The sequence below is a fragment of the Symplocastrum torsivum genome, from assembly GCF_059505465.1.
Genome location: NZ_JCACKQ010000083.1, coordinates 1 through 19,795 on the forward strand (window position 1 = coordinate 1; position 19,795 = coordinate 19,795).

Here is a 19,795-nt window from a genome sequence, read left to right on the forward strand (position 1 = left end):
GGTACACGGCGCGGCGTAGCAGCGTCCGTGCTTGTGACAGTTGCGTAAGTCCTGATTGATTGGAACTCGCATAACAATCCCGTTGCACGCCAACCATACAAAGATAGTTAGTTGAGTACGAAAGGTTGCTAGCGGCAGATGATGGCGGACGATCGCTGACTACGCTGAGGAGAAGAATGCGCTGGTAGAGAGACCGTTCCGTTAAAGCATCCACTTGAACAGAGGAGAGATTCAGATGTCAGAGAACAATAAAGCTGTCTTAGAAGCGGCAAATGCGGCGAACGCAGCAGGCAACTATGAAGGATTCTTGTCATTCCGCACCGACGACACGCAATGGACGTTTGTAGGCGACAAGACCCTTAACGGAAAAGAAGCCGTTCGCCAATATATGGCAGAGACATACATAGAGCCGCCAAAGTTTACGGTCACCAACTTAATCGCTAATCGCTGAGGGTGATTTCGTCACGGCACTCGGCGACATCACACTGAAGGACGAAGACGGGAGAGCGACTCATTACTCGTACTGCGATGTCTGGCGCTTTCGCGGCGGCAAGATGGTCGAATTAAAGGCTTTCGTGATCGAAACCAAGGATAAAAACCAGTAGCGCAGGGTAAATAATCTTTAAAGTTTAAATGAGGTTTGTCATGCACATTTATACGCTCGCCCGCAGAACGTTTCGATACTTGATGCTCACTATCGTCGCGGTCCTCGTCAGTTCAGTTGTAAGCTTTCCCCTCCTCGCCCAGCCTTCGTTCGACACGGCTCAGCTCGACACCTTCGTCAAGGAGATGATGGACGCCTACGACGTTCCCGGCGTCGGGCTCGCGGTCGTCGAAGACGGCGAAATTAGCTACGTCCGGGGTTACGGGGTCCGTGACGTGACCACTGGAGCACCCGTCACGCTCGACACCCAGTTCGCCATCGGTTCGACCACCAAGTCGTTCACGGCGATTGGCATGATGCTGCTCGTTGAGGAGGACCTCGTGGACCTCGACACGCCCGTCAGGACCTACCTGCCCGAGTTTAAGCTCTCCGACCAGGAGTCCACCCGCACGGCGACGGTCCGACACCTGCTCAGCCACACCACCGGCCTGGTGCGGACCGACGCCTCTACTTTCGACACGAGCGTCACCGCCGCGGACGTCATCGAGGCCGCCGCCACCACCCCGCTGGTCGGTAAACCAGGTGAAGTGTTCGTGTACAGCAACGTCAACACCATCATCGCCGGGGAGATCATCGAACGGATCACGGGAAGGTCGTGGGAAGACTTCACCCGTGAGCGCATCCTCGAGCCCTTAGGCATGAGCACGGCGACGCTCTCTATAGAGGAGCTTAAACGGCAGGATAACATCGCCCTGCCGCACGTACTCGACGTGATGAAGGGGCTGCAACCTACCGACTTCCTCGATCTAAGGGCTGACGCCCCGGCGGGGGCGATCAACGCGAGCGCCGCCGAGATGGCCCGCTATGTGCGCTTCCAGCTAAGCAACGGTGCACCGCTCGTCTCCCAGGCGAGCTTAATGGAGATGCACAAAGGCCAGGTTGCCGCCCCCGACTTCAACCTGCCGGGCATCCTCGCCGCCCAAGCGCGTGCGGTAGCCGCGCGCCCGGAGGACGTGCCGCCCGCGCTCGTCACGGACGCCGAGTACGGCTTCTACTGGGTCGTTGAGCGCTTTCTGGGGGCGAAGCTGGTGCAGCACGGCGGCAACGTGGACGGCCTTACGGCGAACGTGACCCTGCTGCCCGAAAGCCGTTCGGGCGTGGTCGTCCTCGCCAACGCCGACAGGGCCGACACCTTCATGGAGGTGATGCGCCTGCACGTTGCCCAACTCTTGCTCGGTCGCTCCAGCCCCGACGTGAACGCCACCTTGCAAGCGCAACTCGAGGTGTTGGGTCAAGACAACGCCAGCCGCCGAGCCGACCTGAACGCGGCGCGCAGCTACCAGCCCGAACGGGCCGAGCTGGTGCCTTGGGCAGGCACCTACGAGAGCCTTGCCGACCTCAAGCCGACCCAGGTGAGTGTAGTTGGTGGCCGCACCCTGCGGCTCGAGTCCGGCTTTCAAAGTATCCGCTTTTCGGTAGAGCTACTGCCGCTGGGCGGGGACCGCTTTATCGCGACCACCCAGCCGCTGACCGGTTATGTGGTCAGGTTTATCGAGGGTGCCGGGGAGCGCACCATCGAGATGGAAAGCCTGCAGGGTACTCTGCCCCTAGCGACGCGCCGGTTGACAGACCGCTGAAGGAGCTAATTGCATGTCCCAAGCTTCTTCGGATCAACCACAAGAGTCGGAGAAACCCCCCTCACGGCCTCGGCGCAACCCGACAAACTTCCGCGTCCGGGCTGGCCCGAGATCGCCATCGTCGGTCTATCCGTGATGCTCGCCGTCGTCGTTCACGCCGTTTTCAACCTGCTCACTATCCCGGTGATGGCAATCGCTGGCATGGGCTGAGATGCGATCGGCGTTCAATTTTTGAAAGTCAATATTGATTGAAACAGGAGAAACAGGATGATACTGCAAGATAAAGTGGCTTTAGTGACTGGCGGAACATCAGGAATTGGTCGTGCAACCGCGATCGCTTATGCCCAACAACAAGCAAAGGTGGTGGTGGTGGGTCGTCGAATGGATGAAGGTGAAGAAACTGTTCGATTGATTCAGGAAGCTGGCGGAGAGGCTATTTTTGTGCAAGCAGATGTCACGAAAGAAGCCGATGTTAAAGCAATGGTTGATAAAGCGGTTGACGTTTTTGGTCGGTTAGATATTGCTTCTAACAATGCAGGAACGATCGGCGAAAATCCTTCACTGATTGAGCAAACAGAAGCGGAATACGATCGCACGATGAACGTCAATGTCAAAGGCATTTGGTTGTCGATGAAATATGAAATCGCTCAGATGTTGAAACAGGGAAGTGGTTCGATCATCAATACGGCATCTGCAAATGGAGTAGTTGCACTTCCTAGCGTACCTCTCTACACCGCGAGTAAACATGCGGTAGTAGGCTTAACAAAAGCTGCTGCCCTCCAATATGCCAAAGCAGGTATTCGCATCAATGTCGTTGCACCAGCAGCAATCGAAACAGATATGTTTGAAGCTGCTACAGGTGGGCAGGATGAAGCCAAAGCTTACATAACAGGACTTCACCCGATCGGACGGGTTGGAACACCTCTTGAAGTTGCAAATGCAGTCCTGTTTTTATCATCTGACCTGGCATCGTTCACAACAGGTGAAACGTTGATGGTAGATGGCGGGTATGTAGCGCAATAGTCGATCGGCAGTGCGAAATGTTTGATACAGCACTTTAAGCGACTCACTAAAGCAACACTGAAATTGGTTCGCTAACTCCATCAGAAACTCCATAGGAATCTGCAAGAAGTTGAGTGTTGGAACTGACTACACTCAAGTGAACTAAGACAAAGAGAACTTAAGAGTTGATGATGTCCAAAGTGTCTTCTACCTCACCACCACAAAACTAAAGAAAGGAATCGTTACCATGAGTACCCAACCGACCGAAGTGATCAAAGAGTTTCTGGCGAATACAGCAACCGAAAAGGTCGAGGCGGCTGCCCGTCGGCTCGTCGCGGAGGACGCAACATACATTTCCCTGAATTTCGACAACCCTGAACTGAAGCAAATCTTGCCTTGGACGGGAACCTCCAAAGGTCCCCAAGCGTTCATCGATACGTTCTCCGGGGTTGCGAAATGGTGGACGCATGAGGACTTCACCGTTACCGCCCTCTTCGGTGAAGGCGAGAACGTTGCTGTGTTCGGCAGGTTCACGTACCGCTCGGTCTCGCTGAGCAAGGCGGTGACCTCACCGTTCTCGATCCACGCAAAGGTGCACAACGGGAAGATCGTGTACTTCCAGTTCATGGAGGATACTTTCGCGACCGCTCGCACTTTCAGCCAGAAGGGGACTTGGACCATCAAAATCGCTCCGAACCGGCCGGAGTTCGAGGTGTAATAGCAGCCTACGATGCCTAATCATGCGCTGCACCGGAACGCTACAACTTGGTCGGTTGAGTTTTCAAGGTTATCTGCGTCCGGTGAGCTTGGTCGTTAGACTCCCTTATCTCATCAAATTAGAGTATTTGACGGATTCAATATAAATTGCTTCACTTTATGTCCCCCAATTCTCGTCGTTCTGTAAGTCTGTTTCCCTGTCTAATAGCTCTACCTTTATCACTGCTGTTTGTAGGTTATATGACAAAATCCTCAACGCCTGCCGAGGTTCACATTACAACATCAACAGGCACTCTCTATGGCACACAGATTATTCCAACGTCTAACCTGCCAGAGCCAGTGGTGCTGATCATCGCGGGTTCAGGTCCGACTGATCGCAATGGGAACGCGCCTCTAGCTGGGGAGAATAACAGCCTCAAACAACTAGCTGAAGGATTAGCCGATCACGGCATTGCCTCGATACGATATGACAAGCGCGGTATTGGAGAAAGCTCAGCCGCAGGGCCTGAAGAAGTTGATATGCGTTTCGATACCTATGTTGAAGATGCTGCACTTTGGATTCAGCAATTGCAGGTAGATTCTCGTTTCTCAAGCGTCACCGTAATTGGTCACAGTGAAGGCTCTCTGATTGGAATGCTAGCGACCCAAAAAACTGAAGCAGATGCTTTTGTATCAATCGCCGGACCTGCCCAAACTGCATCACAAATTTTACGAGATCAACTGCAACCTAGATTGCCAGATGCATTATGGCAACAGAATGAGCAGATTCTTGCTGCTCTAGAGCAAGGTAACATAGTGACCTCTGTTCCACCAGAACTAAACATGCTCTACAGATCGAGCGTCCAACCCTACCTCATTTCCTGGTTCCGCTATACCCCTGCCCAAGAGATTAGGCGTCTCACTGTACCTGTTCTAATTGTTCAAGGAACAACTGATATCCAAGTGCCTGTCAGTGAGGCGCAAGCCCTGAAAATGGCTAAGCCGGATGCGGAGCTTAGAATTATTGAGGGGATGAATCACGTCTTAAAAGCTGTTTCATTAGACCCTGAACAGCAAAATGCTTCCTATTCTGACCCAACGCTGCCAGTTGTGCCTGAACTCGTTGAAGGGATAAGTCAATTTATTCATACCAGTGAGATGCGCCGTGAGTCTAACCAGTCGCTGCACCGGAACGTGCCAAATTGATTGATTGAGTGGCAAAGGTTATTTGCGTCCGGTGAGCTTGGTCGTTAGGCAGCGAGGGTGAAGAATAGACTTAATCGGAATCAAGAAAAGCAATCAATTCTTAAACCGATTCCAAATCTTCTTGCAGCCTATTTGTCCATTGAGATGCCGAGCACTTTATTACCGATAAGGTCTAATGAAAAGAGAGTTAGCGATAAGTTTTCTGTTCTCGTTTGTGGGCGGCGCAATGGTCTGGGTTTTATCACCATTTTTATCCGGGCAGGTCGAACCGTGGGATGCGAAAGGTTTTTATTATTCCGCAGCACTTCTTATTGTTGGTCTTATCGTTGGCCTTGCTCGGCCTAAACATGTTTGGTCGCACTATGCCGGTATTATTCTTGGTCAACTGACGTATATGCTTTGTTTTCTGCCCGGCGGTCCGTTAATTCCTGTTGGAGTCGCTATTTTAGCGGCTTACTCCACAATCGCTTTAGCAGGAGCAGCAAGTGGGGCCTGGTTTCGTCGCGTCAGCCGGGGTGCGCGGTGATTTTGCTGCCTAACAAGGCGCTGCAGCAAACCCGGCTCTCGCGCTCCGGTTGCAACCCACGCTGTCACTGTTGGCCGGGTCGCTGAGCTTGTGTCGTTATAGACCGTATGAATCTCGATGCTGGTGTGCGTACCGCAGCAGATCAAAACTTCTACACGCGCAATCAAAGGAAAAGAGATGAAAATACGCTACGGGTTTCAACAGGTCGGCGATGTCGAAGTGTTCTATCGTGAGGCTGGATCAAGCGATGCGCCAGTGATACTGCTGTTGCACGGCTTTCCGACCGCTAGCCACATGTTCCGCGACCTGATCCCTCTGCTTGCCGATCGCTTTCGGCTCGTTGCGCCAGATCTGCCTGGTTTCGGACAGACCAAGGCACCGCCACGCGGAACCTTCAACTACAGGTTCGACCGCCTTGCCGACGTGATTGAGGGCTTCGTCGATGCTTTGTCGCTCGATCAATACGTGCTCTACATTTTCGACTACGGTGCGCCAGTGGGTCTGCGTCTGGCAATGCGCCATCCTGAAAGGATATCCGCAATCGTCTCGCAGAACGGCAATGCCTATCTTGAAGGTTTTAGTGATGAATGGGGTTCGTGGGAGACCTATTGGCGCGAACCGAGCGCAGCAAACCGGGAAGCCTGCCGACCCTCGCTTGCGCCGGACACAATCCGGAATTGGCAGTATGAGACCGGAGCCGATCCAACCCTTTTGTCACCCGACGGCTACGAACTTGACATCGCATACATGGGGCGAGAAGGCACGGAGGAGATCCAGCTCGATCTGATCCTCGATTACCGCAGCAACGTCGCGCTCTATCCAGCCTTCCAATCCTACTTTCGTGAGCACCGTCCGCCGTTTCTCGCCGTCTGGGGTCGTCATGATCCGGCATTTCTGCCCGCTGGTGCTGCTGCTTATCAACGCGATCTCCCGGATGCAGAGATACATCTGCTCGATGCCGGACATTTCGCGCTGGAGACTCATGCGGAAGAGGTGGCAACGTTGATCCGCACGTTCCTCGACGAAGCGATCGGTTCCACGCTGCGTCTTGAAGGTGATTGCACAAGAATCTGACAAAACACCCTAAGAATCTGAAAGAAATCGAGCATTAGGAGTCATTGCACCCAAATTATGAAAATGGCAGGGTGGATGCTTGCCCCATCTTGAAGTCTGCTTCACGCAGTATTGTTAAGACGGTGCTCGATCGCTGCATAACAATTGTGATGCAACAGACAAAAACACATCATCAATTTACAACGGAGAAACCTCTCATGCCTTACATTACCGTTGGTCAAGAAAACTCTGCAAATATTGATATCTACTACGAAGATCTTGGGGCAGGTCAACCGATTGTACTGATTCATGGATTTCCATTGAACGGACATTCCTGGGAGAAGCAGGTTTTAGTTTTACTGAATGCAGGATATCGAGTAATTACCTACGATCGCCGAGGATTTGGCAACTCCAGTCAGCCCTCATCTGGCTATGACTACGATACCTTCGCCGCTGATTTGAATACACTCATGACCAAGCTTGACTTGCAAAATACCGTGCTGGTCGGTTTCTCAATGGGAACAGGTGAAGTCACACGTTATCTTGGCAAATACGGCTCAGAGCGGGTGAAGAAAGCCGTGCTGATGGCTCCCGTTCCACCGTTTCTGTTAAAGACAGACGACAATCCAGAGGGTGTTGATCAAAGCGTTTTCGATGGCATTATGAAAGCGATTGTTGAAGACCGTCCAGCCTACTTTTCTACATTCTTCCAGGGCTTCTTCAATGTGGACGTGTTGCTGGGCGATCGCATCAGCAATGAAGCGATCCAAGCTAGTTGGAATGTGGCAGTAGGGGCTTCTGCTAAAGGGACTTTGGACTGTGTACCCTCCTGGCTCACCGATTTCCGCGATGATCTGCCCCGCATTGATGTGCCGACTCTGATTATTCATGGAGATAGCGATCGGATTCTGCCGCTTGAGTCCACCGCAGCAAGACTTCCAAAGCTGATTAAAAACAGTCAACTTGTTGTCATTCCCGGCGGGCCGCACGCCATCAACTGGACTCATGCTGATCAGGTCAATCCCTTGTTACTGGACTTTCTTCAGCAGAAATAATCAGTGACCTGCCGGATTCCTGTCCTGTGAAAAAACGCTGTGATTCATCAGTTGAGTCAGGCTCAAATGATACACATGAATGGCACTAAGTTAAGCTGAAGGATAGGTGGCGTAAGGATTGCAGGGATGCAGGGGTGCAGAGGGGAATTTCTAAATATCTGAACGCAATGCCTAAAATTTCTTCTTTCTCCTCTGCTCCTTTGCTCCTCTGCACAAGAGCTGCCTCAACGATTTTCCCTTTTCTTAGTGCCATTCCTTCCAGGAGCAAAGTCGTCGTCAGGATATGAAATAGATGCTGCCCTTGAAAGAGTATTTCTGGAGCCAAAACTCGGCTACAAAGCAATGTGACAGGCATTGCATGCTTCAGTTTTTGTCCGCTACTGAGGATAGAGCATCGTAAATTCAAAGGAGGAAAATTATGTCTGCAACAGTAGAAACGCCACAGATATCGCGAATTGAAGTGCTGGCATCCGGTCTGGATAGTCCACGTAAGCTGAACTTTGGCCCTGATGGGGCACTTTATGTTGCCGAAGCAGGACGAGGGGGAACAGGTGCCAGTATTCCGTCTCCAACTCAACCGGGCGCGTTTGTGTTCTATGGTGCAACAGGTGCAATTACCCGAATTCAAAACGGTGTTGCAGAACGAGTCGTCACCGGACTACCATCGCTGGCATTACCCGATGGCTTAGATGTAGCTGGTGTCAATGATATTGAGTTTGATGCCTATGGAAACGCCTATGCGATCATCGGTCTTGCCGGCGATCCAGCCAATCGAGATAACATTCTACAAATTCCTGATTTTAGCCAGTTGATCGCGATCGATAACTTTGATGGTGGTGCTTCCTGGACAAGATTGAGCGATTTTGGCGCTTATGAGCAAAACAATAACCCCGATGGGCAAAACGTAGACACCAACCTCTATGACTTGCTGATTACAGACAATACCGCATACGTCATTGATGCAGGTGCCAATGCTTTGCTCAGTCAGCGAGCCTTTGGCGGCGAACCGACTCTAGAAACAGTCTTTCCGGCTCGTATCACGACCGATCCACTCACGGGTGAAGCCCTGGTGCGGCAGTCTGTTCCCACCTCTGTCACCGTTGGTCCTGATGGTGCTCTCTATGTCGGCGAGTTGACTGGGTTTCCTTTTCAAGCAGAAACAGCACAAGTTTACCGCATCAATGCTGAAGGTCAACCGGAGATCTATGCAGGCGGTTTTTCGCATATCGCCGATCTGGCGTTCGATCAGTCTGGCGGTCTGTATGTCCTGGAATATGATGCGGATGGCATCTTGAATGGAAGTGACGCAGGTGCCCTGATTTATGTGTCTCCAGATGGTAAAACTCGCACCACGCTTGCGGATGATGAGCTAATTAATCCAACGGGTTTAGAAATCGGTCCTGACGGTGACATTTACATTTCCAACAAAGGTTTTATCGCAGGACAGGGAGAGGTGCTGCGGTTGAGTTTAGAGGAGGATACAACCTGCGGTTGCACTCCGATGTATGACCCGCTGAAGGATTGCATGATGGCGATTGCGGCGGATAGTGAGCTGGCGAATACCTCCCATCCTCTGTTGGGTCATTCGTTTTCTATCGAGTTACATTCAGCAGCTTGAACACCGACAGGAGCCGCGCAATTAGTTGCACAGTGCCATCCATCCTCACTCACTAACCATCCCTGTACTTCTACAATCAGCGCTGCTGCCATAGCAGAATCTTGAGCAGGCGGAGCAATTGTCGTCGTCAGGATGTGAAATAGATGCTGCCCTTGAAAGAGTATTTCTGAAGTCAAAACTGGTGCTACAAAGCAATGCGACAGGCATTTTTGCTTCAATTTTTGTCTAAGTCTTAACAAAACCGAACATTTGCAGGAGGTCTAATGTTTATCGATTACCTTACACTCATGCTGATTAATCTATCGGCTGGACTCGCTCTGTTAGCTGCCTATGTGTATTTTGGTCTTGGTAGTTCAAATCAGAAACGCTGGATTCCTGGTTTTGGTGTAGTCGGCGCGATCGCTTTAGTAACTGGCTTACACATGACTTTTACCTGGCCCATTATTGGTAGTTTCAATGTTGCCTTTGGTGAAACAACTGTTCTGTTTGGCATTTTGTTTGTAGGAACTTCCCTAACTCTGGCAATGGGTTGGGAGTTATTTACCCTAGGCATTTATGGATTCTTTGCAGGACTTGTATCGCTTCTAATTGGCTTTCGCATCATAAACCTGGGAATAACACAGATTCCTTTGCTAACAGGAATTGGGTTTATTTTAGTTGGCTTAGGAGGAATTTTTTCTGTACCAACCCTCTCTCTCAAATCAACCCGGCTCTTGCGAACTATTGGAGCAATTGTGTTAAGTGTGGCAGCTCTCATCTTTGCCTATATTGGATTCACCGCTTACTGGGCGCATCTTGCGGACTTCTCGAAGTGGACGCCCCTGCCAAGATAGTCGCCGTAAAACAACCATCATTAATCACGTAACTAAAAAGGAGTTCGATCATGCAAAAAATTGCACTTGACACTATCACTGAAGCCGTCATTAATCATGGTGATCGTGGCAAATCTCACCCGCGACTGTATGAAATTTACACGAGCTTGGTTCGACATTTGCATGACTTTGTGCGTGAGGTGAAGCTGACTGAATCAGAGTTGCAGCAGGGACGTAATTTTCTCAACCGGGTCAGTCATCACACTCAGGAGATTCCCGCTGGAGAAATGCATATGTTAACAGATCTACTCGGAATCTCAGAGTTGGTAGAATTGCTGAAGGATGCTCATCGCGGTACAGAAAGCAATTTAGAAGGACCCTTGTATGTGCCGAATGCACCAGAACGGCAGATGGGCGATCGCTTGGGTATTGATACAGAAGGAGATTCGCTTTTCCTGTCAGGCAGGGTTTTAGATGTGAACGGTCAACCGATCGCCAATGCTCTGATTGATGTTTGGCAATCCAATTCCCAAGGATTATATGACATCCAAGATCCATCTCAGCCGTTGGGGAACTTTCGGGGACGTTTCAAAACGAACAAGAGTGGAACGTATAGGTTTGAAACCGTGGTGCCACTAGCTTACAACGTGCCAACTAGCGGTCCAGCTGGCGAGTTACTGCGACGGCTAGGACGGCATCCTTGGCGGGCGGCTCACATCCATTTCAAAGTCAGTGCCCCAGAGTACACTCCGCTGACAACACAAATTTTTATTGCTGGCGACCCTCACCTGGATTCAGATACAACCTTTGCAGTGCGATCGGCGATCGTTCAATTGCAAAAGCACGAAGCACTAGACAAACTCAAGGCACACTATCAAAGTAAACCGTTTTACACGACTGAGTTTGATTTTGTGTTGAAACCCGCTACTCTCTAGCGGAGAATCATCAAGCAATGGTTGCACATTATGTCTACACCATCAATCCAGAACAATCTGCTAATTGGCATTTGGAAGTTAATTTCTGCAACCGCCATTTACGCTGATGGAACGGTGACTCCAGACGTGTATGGAACTCATCCGGTTGGCTACATCACTTACACATCAGATGGTCACATGATGGTGATGTTTTCTAGGAGCGATCGCTCAGCGCTGAGTCAGGAGGTCAGATCACCGCTGACTCCCCAGATGCAATCTTTACCCGTGGAAGAGCTTGCTCAAGCATTTACAACATTCAATGCTTACGCTGGAACTTATACGTTGAGTGGCAATACAGTAACTCACCAGATCAAAATTGCATCAATTCCTAATCGGGTCGGTACAACGTTAGTTCGCACCTTTACTCTTAATGAGAGCCGACTAACGCTCGTGACGCCGCCAGTCTTGAGTGATGGTGTTGAAGCGGTTTTTGAGCTGCTGTGGGAACGCATTATAGCAAGGGGAGTTCGTTGTCGATAACGAAGTAGAGGCAAGTACGATCACTTTTCACTCACTGAAAACGTCGCTATCCTCGGTTATCTCGACGGACGAAACTGGCTCACTGGCGAACGATCGATTGCCGCTCCCTACCTGTTCGTCATTCTCCGCTGGGCGATCAACACTCAGGCTGGTTGTCATTCCCGGCGGGCCGCACGCCATCAACTGGACTCACGCTGATCAGATCAATCCCCTGTTGCTGGACTTTCTTCAGCAGGAATAATCAGTGATCTGCTGCATTTCTGGCTTGCGAAAAAACTCTGTAATTCACCCCGTTGAGTCAGTGTTAGGTTCGCCAAGTTGCAATTAAGTTGCAACTTATCTTGGTAATCTTGAGTGGTCTCAACCTCAGCTTTTCAGGTAGATAGACATAGGTTGAGTTTCAGGTCTTTCCACTAACACCCAAATTATTTAGCAATGTTAACTAGAAGGCAATTGATAATGGTAGGTGCGGGGTGTGGAGCGGCATTTCTCGTTCCTGCAATACTCAAAGCAAAGAGAACTCATGCAGCCTCACCACAGATCACGAAATTTACTGAACCTCTGCCCACGCTGTACGCGGGTTCGTCACCCAGTAGTTTGGCGATCACACCCGGTTTACACTCGTTCCATAGCAGTCTAGGGGCTGGAACCACTTGGGGCTATGGAGGGCTGCCAATCCTTGGACCGACTATTGAGGTTATGAGGGGCACTCCGCTTCAAATCACGGCGGTCAACAACCTCGGCCCCCACCCACTAGCAGCAGCGATCGATCCGAACTTGCACGGTGCGCTGGCATCTGACGCGACTAGCCCACGGGTGTCGGTACACCTGCATGGCAGCAATACTGAACCAAAAAGCGACGGTTACCCAACCGACACATTCACACCAGGACAGTCCTACACATACAACTTCAACAACAATCAGGAAGCGGCAACACTGTGGTATCACGACCATGCGCTTGGCATCACCAGACAGAACGTGACGGCTGGACTTGCCGGACTCTACCTGCTTAGGGATATTGACGATCCCGTGGGTGGCAATGGACCCCTTGGTATTCCCGCTGGGGCACCCTATGAGATACCGCTGGTGATACAAGACCGAATGCTCAATCCCGATGGTTCGCTGTTCTATCCGCCAGCTCCTTGGCAAGCAGAGGTTCTCGGTGATGTCGCTACCGTCAACGGTAAGGCGTGGCCAAACCTGAATGTGGATCGCACGGTGTACCGATTCCGAATCGTCAACGGCTCAGGCTCCCGAACCTACAACCTCAAGCTGTCGTCGCAGCAGCCCATTATTCAAATCGGCACCGATGGAGGATTTCTCAATGCTCCGGTGCAGCTATCGAGACTACTACTCTCTCCTGGCGAGCGAGCTGATGTGCTGATCGATTTTTCTGGCAGTTTACCGGGAGAAAAGATCGTCTTGCAAAATGAGGCGAGTGCACCCTATCCGTACGGCAGAATCAACCTCATATTGGGTAATGCCGTACTGCCCGAAATCATGCAGTTCACGGTGAATGCGGGAGCTGCTGCTCCTAGGGCGATTCCCAAAACACTGCGAGTTTACAAACCTCTCATCAAGCCTATTGCTACTCCGCCAGTGCGGCAGCGCTATCTAACGTTGGTAGAGATTCCGGGTCCAACCGGAGCGCCGCTCGTGCTGCTGCTCAACTACGTCTACTGGGATGAGGCGGAAAACTACCCGGAACTGATGGAGCAACCGAAGGTGGACACTGTGGAGCAATGGAACATCATTAACCTCCAACCAGTCGCCCATCCAGTACACCTACATTTGATTCTATTCCAGATCCTCAACCGACAAAAAATCAATGCAACTCAATACCTGAAGGCATACCTTGCTACTGGCTCTCGCCAGGTACGCACGCATCACGAACCACTCGGTGGCCCGACGGTACCAGCTAGCTACCCGCCCCCCGACCCCACCCCCTTTGCAATTGGTCCAGCGAGACCACCAGCGCCGAATGAAGTTGGGTGGAAGGATACAGTACTAGTCAATCCAGGCGAGGTTACCCGCCTCATCGTCCCGTTTGGTGCTAAAGCGGCGGAGAACCTACCCTTCAGTAACTCGTTCACCGGGCGTTTCGTGTGGCACTGCCATATGATCGACCACGAGGACAACGAGATGATGCTGCCCTTCGAGGTAATACCGTAGCCCCTACCAGAAGCAAGCCAGCACAGCGTATGACCAGCGCGTGCAGGTAGGCAGAACAGGGCTTATCCAAGTGCATTTAGTTTGCCGAGGTAATTCTCATGAAAAGATTTTTCCTTTTATCTATTAGTACTGCTTGTTCAATATCACTCAGTTGTCTCGCTAAAGCTCAACCTAGTTTTGCGGTAGCCGAGAGTGAATCTAATAACTCTTTCGCTACTAGAGAATTTCTACCATCTGATACTAGTACTGTTGATGGACAACTGAGCAGTGAAGACCTTGACTTTTTCACCTTTTCAGGACTTGATGCTGGAAGTTTATTTACGGCAGAGATAACGTCAGACGCATTCAATCCACTTCTAGGGTTACTCGATGATTCTGGTAGTATCCTAGCGATCAACGATGACAAAGCTGACGATAGTGTTCTATCCCTAATAACTGGGACAGTACCAACAAATGGCAATCTGAATTTGGCAGTGTCGGGCTTAAAGGACAATAGTCTTACAGGTGACCACTTTGAATCGGGTTCCTATTCACTGTCATTGAATACATTTACGTTGCCCGAACCCTCGATTAACCCAACACTCATCAACGGTGGCTTTGAGACAAATGATTTTACTGGATGGACAACACTAGGCTCTACTAGTATTGAGACCGCAGCTTTTGGCAGTTCCCCCACTGAGGGAACGTTTGAGGCTTTATTGTCAACTGCCAATATCACATTTGCTGACTCAATTCTAGAAGCATTTCTAGGCTTAGAAGCTGGAAGCTTAAATAATCTTGGCAATGGAATTTCCGCCCAAGGTTCCGCTATTCGACAAACCTTTATGGCGGAAGCGGGAGACATTTTAACTTTCGATTGGAATTTTCTCACCAATGAGGTATTGGTCCCCCCATTTAACGATTTTTCTTTTGTCTCAATTAGTTCTGTATCAGAACTAGCGGACATAACATTCCCATCAACTGTAATTTCACAAACGACACAATTTTTCCAAGAAACTGACTTTCAAACAGTTTCCTTCACGATACCAACCACTGGAACATATACTTTGGGACTTGGAGTTACTGATACGGTAGATAACTCTATTGATTCTGGCTTATTGATTGATAATGTTAAACTCCACTCCGTCCCCGAACCAACTTCTGTATTAAGTGTATTGGGATTTGGTGCTTTAGGTGCAGGTTCAGTCCTGAAACGTAAGCAACGACAAAAAGCAGGTCAGGTCAAAAGTAGTCGGTGAAAGAGGACACGGAGACATAGAGAATCATCTTTGTCTCCCTCGTTTTATTCGTCTCCCTAGTGCAAGAAGGCAGAAATAAAATTCTATAAAAAATATCTTTATTAACGGCTTTTGTTGTCATGCGGAAATTTTTTCATTTTACATCCGTTCTTGCGCCTATTTTAATTTTGTGCATAGCTGAGGCTGCTTTTAGCCAATCAACACCTGTAGATTTTAAATATCCAGTAGTACCAAACTCAGACATGGACACTCCATTTTGCTATATGCAGACAGCAGGGGGTAGGACTTTAAACCTAGAGGATTTATGTAGACCACAGCTTAAAGAACTGGTTTTATCATGCCCTACTATTACCGCTCCAGAGGTAAGAGATAGAATTTATCAGTACTGCGGTAATGATGATAACTGTTTGGCTAGCGCTGGGTGTAATCAGCCACAAACAAACTAATTGAACCCAGACTAAATCCTTTGGGTTACTTTGTTGAGGGGTAAAGGGTAGAGAAGAGAGTAGAGGGCGATCAGTGTACGATTTAGCAATTGCTCTCATCAATGGCATGAAAGCCGCGCCCCTAATTTCAGATTTCACATCAGCCTCAATCATTCTGTTCACCGTTGTCTTCTACCAGAGATACCAAAAAACTATGAACTGCGAACATCTCAACAATCTAACTGTGGAAAACCTGATTTCTAAAGCAGCCTATCCCATATTTCGTTGTGAAGAGTGCATTAAAATAAATAGCCGCTGGGTACACCTCCGGATTTGCCAAACCTGTGGCAAAATGCTGTGCTGCGATTCTTCTAACCATCAACATGCTCGTCGTCATTATGAAGCAACCAATCATGCAGTGGTTAGTTCGGCTGAATTGGGGGAGCAGTGGTTATGGTGTTTTGCAGATGAACAGGGAAAAGACTATTGATAGCAATTCTGATTTCATCTAGATTTCCTTCTCATTCGTTCAACATGTTCTCCTCATGTGGGTGATTTTCATGGCTGTTTCTAATCAAAGTACTTCCCTTGACATCGTTTGGCCCAGTTTGCCCTTAGCAGCTTGGCAGGATACCTATGCAACTCTCCATCTATGGACGCAAGTCATCGGTAAAATCCGGTTGGCACTGGCACCTAAACTTAATCACTGGTGGCAATCTACTCTTTATGTCACACCGCGTGGGCTAACAACTGCTTCAATCCCTTGCGGAACTCGTAACTTTCAAATTAGCTTTGATTTTCTCGACCATCAATTACAAATCGACACTAGCGACGGTATCGCTAAAAGAATTGCACTGTCTCCTCGCTCTGTTGCAGATTTTTACCAAATGGTGCTAACTACATTGAGCAACATCGGCATCGAAGTCCGAATCTGGACGATGCCGCAAGAAGTGTCAGAACCAATCCCGTTCGATCAGGACTATCAACACGCAGCTTATGATCCGGAATATGCACAACGGTTCTGGCGAATTCTTGTGCAAGTCGATCGGGTCATGACCTTATTCCGTTCTCAGTTTATTGGTAAATCCAGCCCTGTACATTTTTTTTGGGGCAGCTTTGATCTTGCTGTGACTCGTTTCTCTGGTCGTCGTGCGCCAGAACACCCAGGGGGAGTTCCGAATATGGCAGATTGGGTCACACGAGAAGCCTATTCACACGAAGTCAGTAGCTGTGGTTTTTGGCCAGGGGGTGGGTCAATTGTGGAGCCTGTTTTTTACGCTTATGCTTACCCTACGCCGGAAGGGTTTCGAGATTACCCGATCCAACCCACAGAAGCTTTTTACAGCTCACAGATGCAAGAATTTATCCTACCCTATGAAGCCGTGAGACAAACTGACGATCCAGATGCAATGCTCCTTGCTTTTTTCCAAAGCACCTATGAAGCAGCAGCCAATTTAGGACATTGGGATCGAGTAGCCCTGGAGCGTTCCCCAACCGTGTAAGGCTAACAAATTGCAAATTGCTGAAGCGGATGGACTAGCGACCTTGATACAAAGTTTGAGGCGATCTGCTGCCACTTAGAGATACTGAATGGATAGTGGATAACCGGACAACCAATTTGCAAACGGCAGTTATACAACGCGGTAAGCAAACAAGGAGCATATCCAAAAATGGTTAAAGGTAGGTTAGAAGCATTCAGTGATGGGGTAATTGCTATTATTATCACCATTATGGTGCTGGAGTTAAAAATACCTCATGAGTCAGATTTAGCTGCACTACGTCTGCTGATTCCAACCTTTCTAAGCTATGTGTTGAGTTTCGTGCATGTTGGTATCTACTGGAACAATCACCATCACCTGTTTCAGGCAGTCCGACAAGTGAATGGTTCAACTTTGTGGGCAAACCTACATTTGTTGTTCTGGTTATCATTATTTCCCTTTGTCACCGCATGGATGGGTGAAAATCACTTTGCTGCGTTGCCTGTGGCGCTTTATGGTGTGGTTTTATTGTTGGCTGCGATCGCCTACTTCACTCTGACCCGCACACTTATTTTTCACCACGGTCAAGATTCCACACTTGCGAACGCTCTTGGTCGGGATTCTAAAGGCAAGTTATCGGTATTGATTTATGCAGTTACAATTCCACTTGCTTTTGCAGCCTCTTGGCTTTCATGTGCATTATACGTTCTGGTTGCAGTCCTATGGCTCATTCCCGATCGCCGGATCGAAAAGACGTTGAACGCATAAAACTATAGCCCTCTACACACAAGGATATGACTATGCGTAGACTCGTAAGTTCACCAGATGCCGTTGGCAACCTCACCTTTCAAGACACTGAAGTTCCTGCTCCGAAGGCTAACGAGTGCTTGATTCGCGTCAAGGCATTTTCGATGAATCGGGGCGAACTTAAGCGATCGCAAAATGATCCACTCGGCACTCCAATTGGCTGGGATATCGTTGGCGTTGTTGAACAAACAGCACAGGACGGTAGTGGCCCACCCACAGGGACAAAAATTGTTGCCCTCTCCATCCGCTCTGAGGGCTGGGCAGAATATGTAGCAATTCCGACTCGCTTTCTGGCTGTCATTCCTCAGGGCGTATCAGATACTGATGCCGCCACACTGCCCGTCGCGGGGTTAACAGCACTGTATGCAGTGGAAAAGGGATCTCGTTTACCAGGAAGTCGGGTGCTGATCACAGGGGCAACAGGGGGAGTGGGACTCTTCGCCATGCAGCTTGCTCAGATGATGGGAGCTAACGTCGTTGCCCAAATTCGTCAGCCAGCGCAAAAAGCATTTGTGCGAGATTACGGCGCAGATGAAGTGGTGCTAACCGAAACTGGGCAAGAAGCCAAGCAGTTCGCGCCTTATAGACTGATCGTTGATGGAGTAGGAGGTGAGTTGGTCGGGACGCTAACTGCGTTTTTGGCTAAAGGAGGCACCTGCGTTTGTTATGGCAGTAGCAGCGGCAATGAGATGAAGCTGTCCCTACCAGACTTCTATTTCGAGAATGGAGGGCAGCGAACGCTTTACGGGTTCACGCTGTATACCGAAGTAGAGATGGAAAGTGCTAGTTCTGGGCTGGCTCGTCTGCTGAGGTTAGTTGAGCAGGGGCGGCTCAAAACACACATCGATCGAGCAGTTTCATGGCGTGAAGCAGGCGTAACAGCGGCTGATTTGATCGGGCGCAGATTTTCAGGTAAGGCTGTGCTGCATGTGGACTAATTGTTGTTCATCGGCTGAGTTATGTCAGCCACACAGGAATAGATTATCGCTGAGCTTTATTTGCAAAAAATGAAATGATTTACTTTGTTTACTTTCCTGTATCTGGCGCTGGCAGTTTGTCTGACGGAGATCGCGCTTGGATACCCAAACCTGCCTTCGGGTCTTCAAACAAGCTTGTTCATTAGTGCAGGAGCGTTCTACATCGCTTGTATTCTCAGTACCTTTCCCGTTTGGCGTGAGACAGCGATTCGCTTCTATCGCAGGCGGAATTCAGCGGTAATTCTACCCTGGTTGGTGATTAGATTCAATATTGTTTGAATGCTCTGGGAAGTTCAGAGTCAGAACTGGGCAATAGAAGCCATTTTACAAGCGTTTTCGCGGCTAATAGTTGCCTTACTGTTTGCAGAAATCATTGTGATTACACAACAAGTGAATTCTGAACATTAGGGTCTAAATCAGATGATGCCGAAACAAACTCATTTCAGCAACGCGAGATAGAGTCAAACGCATTACATGAGAAACACCATGAATAAGCCCAGGTTTTTTGTTACCCCTGGTTATGGCGAATACATGCTGAGTGAATTGCATTACTCGCAAGCGGTAAAAATTGGCGATCGCGTGGAGATATCAGGTCAAGGCGGCTGGGATGACAATCTGCAAATTCCCGAACCACTGGAGGACGAGATTGCTCAGGCGTTTCGGAACATAGAGCGAACCTTGGCGACTGCCGGGGCGGGTTGGGAGCATGTTGTCCATGTCAATTCTTACCATGTTGGCGGGTTTCCCCCAGAGGTTAACGAGGTGATGGTCAAGCTATATCGCCATTACATGCCCAACCATGCCCCAATTTGGACACAGGTAGGAGTCGCGGCGCTTGGACTGCCAACGATGCGGATTGAAATCCGCGTGACTGCAATTGTTCCGTGAGATTCGCATTAGTGGCAGCACTGCTCCACACCGATCGAAGTAAGCAGATGAAGTAATAACTCCGACACGAAATTGATGCTAACTAGAACTGATCCATCAGGAGGACAATCATGAAACCTCAACTCATTTTCGCAGTACTAACGATCG

The 19,795-nt window shown here is 49.5% G+C and carries 24 protein-coding genes; 20 read left to right on the plus strand and 4 right to left on the minus strand.

Features of this window, described 5'->3' with window-relative positions; all coding sequences use genetic code 11:
- Positions 1-214: hypothetical protein (locus tag AC5JL3_RS22335; protein WP_496076573.1), on the minus strand; the 214-nt coding region annotated here is incomplete at its 3' end.
- Between the two features lie 21 nt (positions 215-235).
- Between AC5JL3_RS22335 and AC5JL3_RS22340 the strand changes: the two genes are divergently transcribed.
- From AC5JL3_RS22340 to AC5JL3_RS22380, 9 genes are all read left to right on the plus strand, one after another.
- Entirely contained in the window at positions 236-451 is a 216-nt protein-coding gene (locus tag AC5JL3_RS22340) for a nuclear transport factor 2-like protein (RefSeq protein ID WP_496076574.1), read from the plus strand.
- Positions 452-485: 34 nt separating this feature from the next.
- On the plus strand, positions 486-605 hold the full coding sequence (locus AC5JL3_RS22345) for a hypothetical protein (protein ID WP_496076596.1): 120 nt from the start codon (positions 486-488) through the stop codon (positions 603-605).
- Positions 606-645: 40 nt separating this feature from the next.
- Positions 646-2,241 carry a serine hydrolase domain-containing protein gene (locus AC5JL3_RS22350; protein ID WP_496076575.1) on the plus strand — a complete coding sequence of 532 codons (1,596 nt, stop codon included), beginning with the start codon at positions 646-648 and terminating at the stop codon, positions 2,239-2,241.
- A gap of 267 nt (positions 2,242-2,508) precedes the next feature.
- A complete protein-coding gene (locus AC5JL3_RS22355) occupies positions 2,509-3,264 on the plus strand; it encodes an SDR family oxidoreductase (protein WP_496076576.1) in 756 nt (251 codons plus the stop codon).
- 226 nt (positions 3,265-3,490) lie between these two features.
- The gene (locus tag AC5JL3_RS22360) at positions 3,491-3,961 is read left to right on the plus strand and encodes a nuclear transport factor 2 family protein (protein ID WP_496076577.1); all 471 of its coding nucleotides are present in this window, start codon (positions 3,491-3,493) and stop codon (positions 3,959-3,961) included.
- A gap of 239 nt (positions 3,962-4,200) precedes the next feature.
- A complete protein-coding gene (locus AC5JL3_RS22365; RefSeq protein WP_496076578.1) occupies positions 4,201-5,145 on the plus strand; it encodes an alpha/beta hydrolase in 945 nt (314 codons plus the stop codon).
- A gap of 175 nt (positions 5,146-5,320) precedes the next feature.
- Positions 5,321-5,671 carry a hypothetical protein gene (locus AC5JL3_RS22370; RefSeq protein WP_496076579.1) on the plus strand — a complete coding sequence of 117 codons (351 nt, stop codon included), beginning with the start codon at positions 5,321-5,323 and terminating at the stop codon, positions 5,669-5,671.
- 117 nt (positions 5,672-5,788) lie between these two features.
- Positions 5,789-6,745 (plus strand): alpha/beta fold hydrolase, encoded by a 957-nt coding sequence (locus AC5JL3_RS22375; RefSeq protein WP_496076580.1) that lies wholly within the window; start codon positions 5,789-5,791, stop codon positions 6,743-6,745.
- A 197-nt stretch (positions 6,746-6,942) separates the two neighbouring features.
- The gene (locus AC5JL3_RS22380) at positions 6,943-7,779 is read left to right on the plus strand and encodes an alpha/beta fold hydrolase (protein ID WP_496076581.1); all 837 of its coding nucleotides are present in this window, start codon (positions 6,943-6,945) and stop codon (positions 7,777-7,779) included.
- 85 nt (positions 7,780-7,864) lie between these two features.
- Here the strand turns inward: AC5JL3_RS22380 and AC5JL3_RS22385 are convergent, their stop codons facing one another.
- A complete protein-coding gene (locus AC5JL3_RS22385) occupies positions 7,865-8,134 on the minus strand; it encodes a hypothetical protein (protein WP_496076582.1) in 270 nt (89 codons plus the stop codon).
- Positions 8,135-8,197: 63 nt separating this feature from the next.
- Here AC5JL3_RS22385 and AC5JL3_RS22390 point away from each other — a divergent pair, with 63 nt between their 5' ends.
- Positions 8,198-9,397, plus strand: a complete 1,200-nt coding sequence (locus AC5JL3_RS22390) for a ScyD/ScyE family protein (RefSeq protein ID WP_496076583.1) — start codon at positions 8,198-8,200, stop codon at positions 9,395-9,397.
- On the opposite strand, the gene AC5JL3_RS22395 is transcribed toward AC5JL3_RS22390, so the two are convergent.
- Complete coding sequence (locus AC5JL3_RS22395) at positions 9,361-9,573, minus strand: hypothetical protein (RefSeq protein ID WP_496076584.1); 213 nt, start codon at positions 9,571-9,573, stop codon at positions 9,361-9,363. The two genes, AC5JL3_RS22390 and AC5JL3_RS22395, sit on opposite strands and share 37 nt — an antisense overlap.
- A gap of 87 nt (positions 9,574-9,660) precedes the next feature.
- Here AC5JL3_RS22395 and AC5JL3_RS22400 point away from each other — a divergent pair, with 87 nt between their 5' ends.
- From AC5JL3_RS22400 to AC5JL3_RS22410, 3 genes are read left to right on the plus strand one after another with little or no spacing between them, the layout of a single operon-like run.
- Positions 9,661-10,230 carry a DUF981 family protein gene (locus tag AC5JL3_RS22400; protein WP_496076585.1) on the plus strand — a complete coding sequence of 190 codons (570 nt, stop codon included), beginning with the start codon at positions 9,661-9,663 and terminating at the stop codon, positions 10,228-10,230.
- A 50-nt stretch (positions 10,231-10,280) separates the two neighbouring features.
- Positions 10,281-11,144, plus strand: a complete 864-nt coding sequence (locus AC5JL3_RS22405) for a dioxygenase family protein (protein ID WP_496076586.1) — start codon at positions 10,281-10,283, stop codon at positions 11,142-11,144.
- A gap of 30 nt (positions 11,145-11,174) precedes the next feature.
- A complete protein-coding gene (locus AC5JL3_RS22410) occupies positions 11,175-11,663 on the plus strand; it encodes a lipocalin-like domain-containing protein (protein WP_496076587.1) in 489 nt (162 codons plus the stop codon).
- A 27-nt stretch (positions 11,664-11,690) separates the two neighbouring features.
- On the opposite strand, the gene AC5JL3_RS22415 is transcribed toward AC5JL3_RS22410, so the two are convergent.
- On the minus strand, positions 11,691-11,843 hold the full coding sequence (locus AC5JL3_RS22415; protein WP_496076588.1) for a hypothetical protein: 153 nt from the start codon (positions 11,841-11,843) through the stop codon (positions 11,691-11,693).
- Between the two features lie 279 nt (positions 11,844-12,122).
- Between AC5JL3_RS22415 and AC5JL3_RS22420 the strand changes: the two genes are divergently transcribed.
- The 7 genes from AC5JL3_RS22420 (at position 12,123) to AC5JL3_RS22450 (ending at position 19,648) form a co-directional block, all read left to right on the plus strand.
- Positions 12,123-13,835, plus strand: a complete 1,713-nt coding sequence (locus AC5JL3_RS22420; RefSeq protein ID WP_496076589.1) for a multicopper oxidase family protein — start codon at positions 12,123-12,125, stop codon at positions 13,833-13,835.
- Positions 13,836-13,933: 98 nt separating this feature from the next.
- Positions 13,934-15,073 carry a hypothetical protein gene (locus tag AC5JL3_RS22425; RefSeq protein WP_496076590.1) on the plus strand — a complete coding sequence of 380 codons (1,140 nt, stop codon included), beginning with the start codon at positions 13,934-13,936 and terminating at the stop codon, positions 15,071-15,073.
- A 519-nt stretch (positions 15,074-15,592) separates the two neighbouring features.
- Positions 15,593-15,988, plus strand: a complete 396-nt coding sequence (locus tag AC5JL3_RS22430; protein ID WP_496076591.1) for a UBP-type zinc finger domain-containing protein — start codon at positions 15,593-15,595, stop codon at positions 15,986-15,988.
- A gap of 70 nt (positions 15,989-16,058) precedes the next feature.
- Entirely contained in the window at positions 16,059-17,000 is a 942-nt protein-coding gene (locus AC5JL3_RS22435; RefSeq protein ID WP_496076592.1) for a DUF5996 family protein, read from the plus strand.
- A 168-nt stretch (positions 17,001-17,168) separates the two neighbouring features.
- Entirely contained in the window at positions 17,169-17,744 is a 576-nt protein-coding gene (locus AC5JL3_RS22440; RefSeq protein ID WP_496076593.1) for a TMEM175 family protein, read from the plus strand.
- Positions 17,745-17,776: 32 nt separating this feature from the next.
- Positions 17,777-18,721, plus strand: a complete 945-nt coding sequence (locus AC5JL3_RS22445; RefSeq protein ID WP_496076594.1) for a zinc-binding dehydrogenase — start codon at positions 17,777-17,779, stop codon at positions 18,719-18,721.
- A gap of 525 nt (positions 18,722-19,246) precedes the next feature.
- Positions 19,247-19,648 carry a RidA family protein gene (locus AC5JL3_RS22450; RefSeq protein ID WP_496076595.1) on the plus strand — a complete coding sequence of 134 codons (402 nt, stop codon included), beginning with the start codon at positions 19,247-19,249 and terminating at the stop codon, positions 19,646-19,648.
- Positions 19,649-19,795 lie beyond the last annotated feature (147 nt).

Bases quoted from the DNA above. Each gene is read 5' to 3' on its own strand.
- AC5JL3_RS22340 (WP_496076574.1), top strand. From the start codon at position 236: ATGTCAGAGAACAATAAAGCTGTCTTAGAAGCGGCAAATGCGGCGAAC.
- AC5JL3_RS22350 (WP_496076575.1), top strand. From the start codon at position 646: ATGCACATTTATACGCTCGCCCGCAGAACGTTTCGATACTTGATGCTC.
- AC5JL3_RS22355 (WP_496076576.1), top strand. From the start codon at position 2,509: ATGATACTGCAAGATAAAGTGGCTTTAGTGACTGGCGGAACATCAGGA.
- AC5JL3_RS22360 (WP_496076577.1), top strand. From the start codon at position 3,491: ATGAGTACCCAACCGACCGAAGTGATCAAAGAGTTTCTGGCGAATACA.
- AC5JL3_RS22365 (WP_496076578.1), top strand. From the start codon at position 4,201: ATGACAAAATCCTCAACGCCTGCCGAGGTTCACATTACAACATCAACA.
- AC5JL3_RS22370 (WP_496076579.1), top strand. From the start codon at position 5,321: ATGAAAAGAGAGTTAGCGATAAGTTTTCTGTTCTCGTTTGTGGGCGGC.
- AC5JL3_RS22375 (WP_496076580.1), top strand. From the start codon at position 5,789: ATGCTGGTGTGCGTACCGCAGCAGATCAAAACTTCTACACGCGCAATC.
- AC5JL3_RS22380 (WP_496076581.1), top strand. From the start codon at position 6,943: ATGCCTTACATTACCGTTGGTCAAGAAAACTCTGCAAATATTGATATC.
- AC5JL3_RS22385 (WP_496076582.1), bottom strand. From the start codon at position 8,134: ATGCCTGTCACATTGCTTTGTAGCCGAGTTTTGGCTCCAGAAATACTC.
- AC5JL3_RS22390 (WP_496076583.1), top strand. From the start codon at position 8,198: ATGTCTGCAACAGTAGAAACGCCACAGATATCGCGAATTGAAGTGCTG.
- AC5JL3_RS22400 (WP_496076585.1), top strand. From the start codon at position 9,661: ATGTTTATCGATTACCTTACACTCATGCTGATTAATCTATCGGCTGGA.
- AC5JL3_RS22405 (WP_496076586.1), top strand. From the start codon at position 10,281: ATGCAAAAAATTGCACTTGACACTATCACTGAAGCCGTCATTAATCAT.
- AC5JL3_RS22410 (WP_496076587.1), top strand. From the start codon at position 11,175: ATGTCTACACCATCAATCCAGAACAATCTGCTAATTGGCATTTGGAAG.
- AC5JL3_RS22415 (WP_496076588.1), bottom strand. From the start codon at position 11,843: ATGGCGTGCGGCCCGCCGGGAATGACAACCAGCCTGAGTGTTGATCGC.
- AC5JL3_RS22420 (WP_496076589.1), top strand. From the start codon at position 12,123: ATGGTAGGTGCGGGGTGTGGAGCGGCATTTCTCGTTCCTGCAATACTC.
- AC5JL3_RS22425 (WP_496076590.1), top strand. From the start codon at position 13,934: ATGAAAAGATTTTTCCTTTTATCTATTAGTACTGCTTGTTCAATATCA.
- AC5JL3_RS22435 (WP_496076592.1), top strand. From the start codon at position 16,059: ATGGCTGTTTCTAATCAAAGTACTTCCCTTGACATCGTTTGGCCCAGT.
- AC5JL3_RS22440 (WP_496076593.1), top strand. From the start codon at position 17,169: ATGGTTAAAGGTAGGTTAGAAGCATTCAGTGATGGGGTAATTGCTATT.
- AC5JL3_RS22445 (WP_496076594.1), top strand. From the start codon at position 17,777: ATGCGTAGACTCGTAAGTTCACCAGATGCCGTTGGCAACCTCACCTTT.
- AC5JL3_RS22450 (WP_496076595.1), top strand. From the start codon at position 19,247: ATGAATAAGCCCAGGTTTTTTGTTACCCCTGGTTATGGCGAATACATG.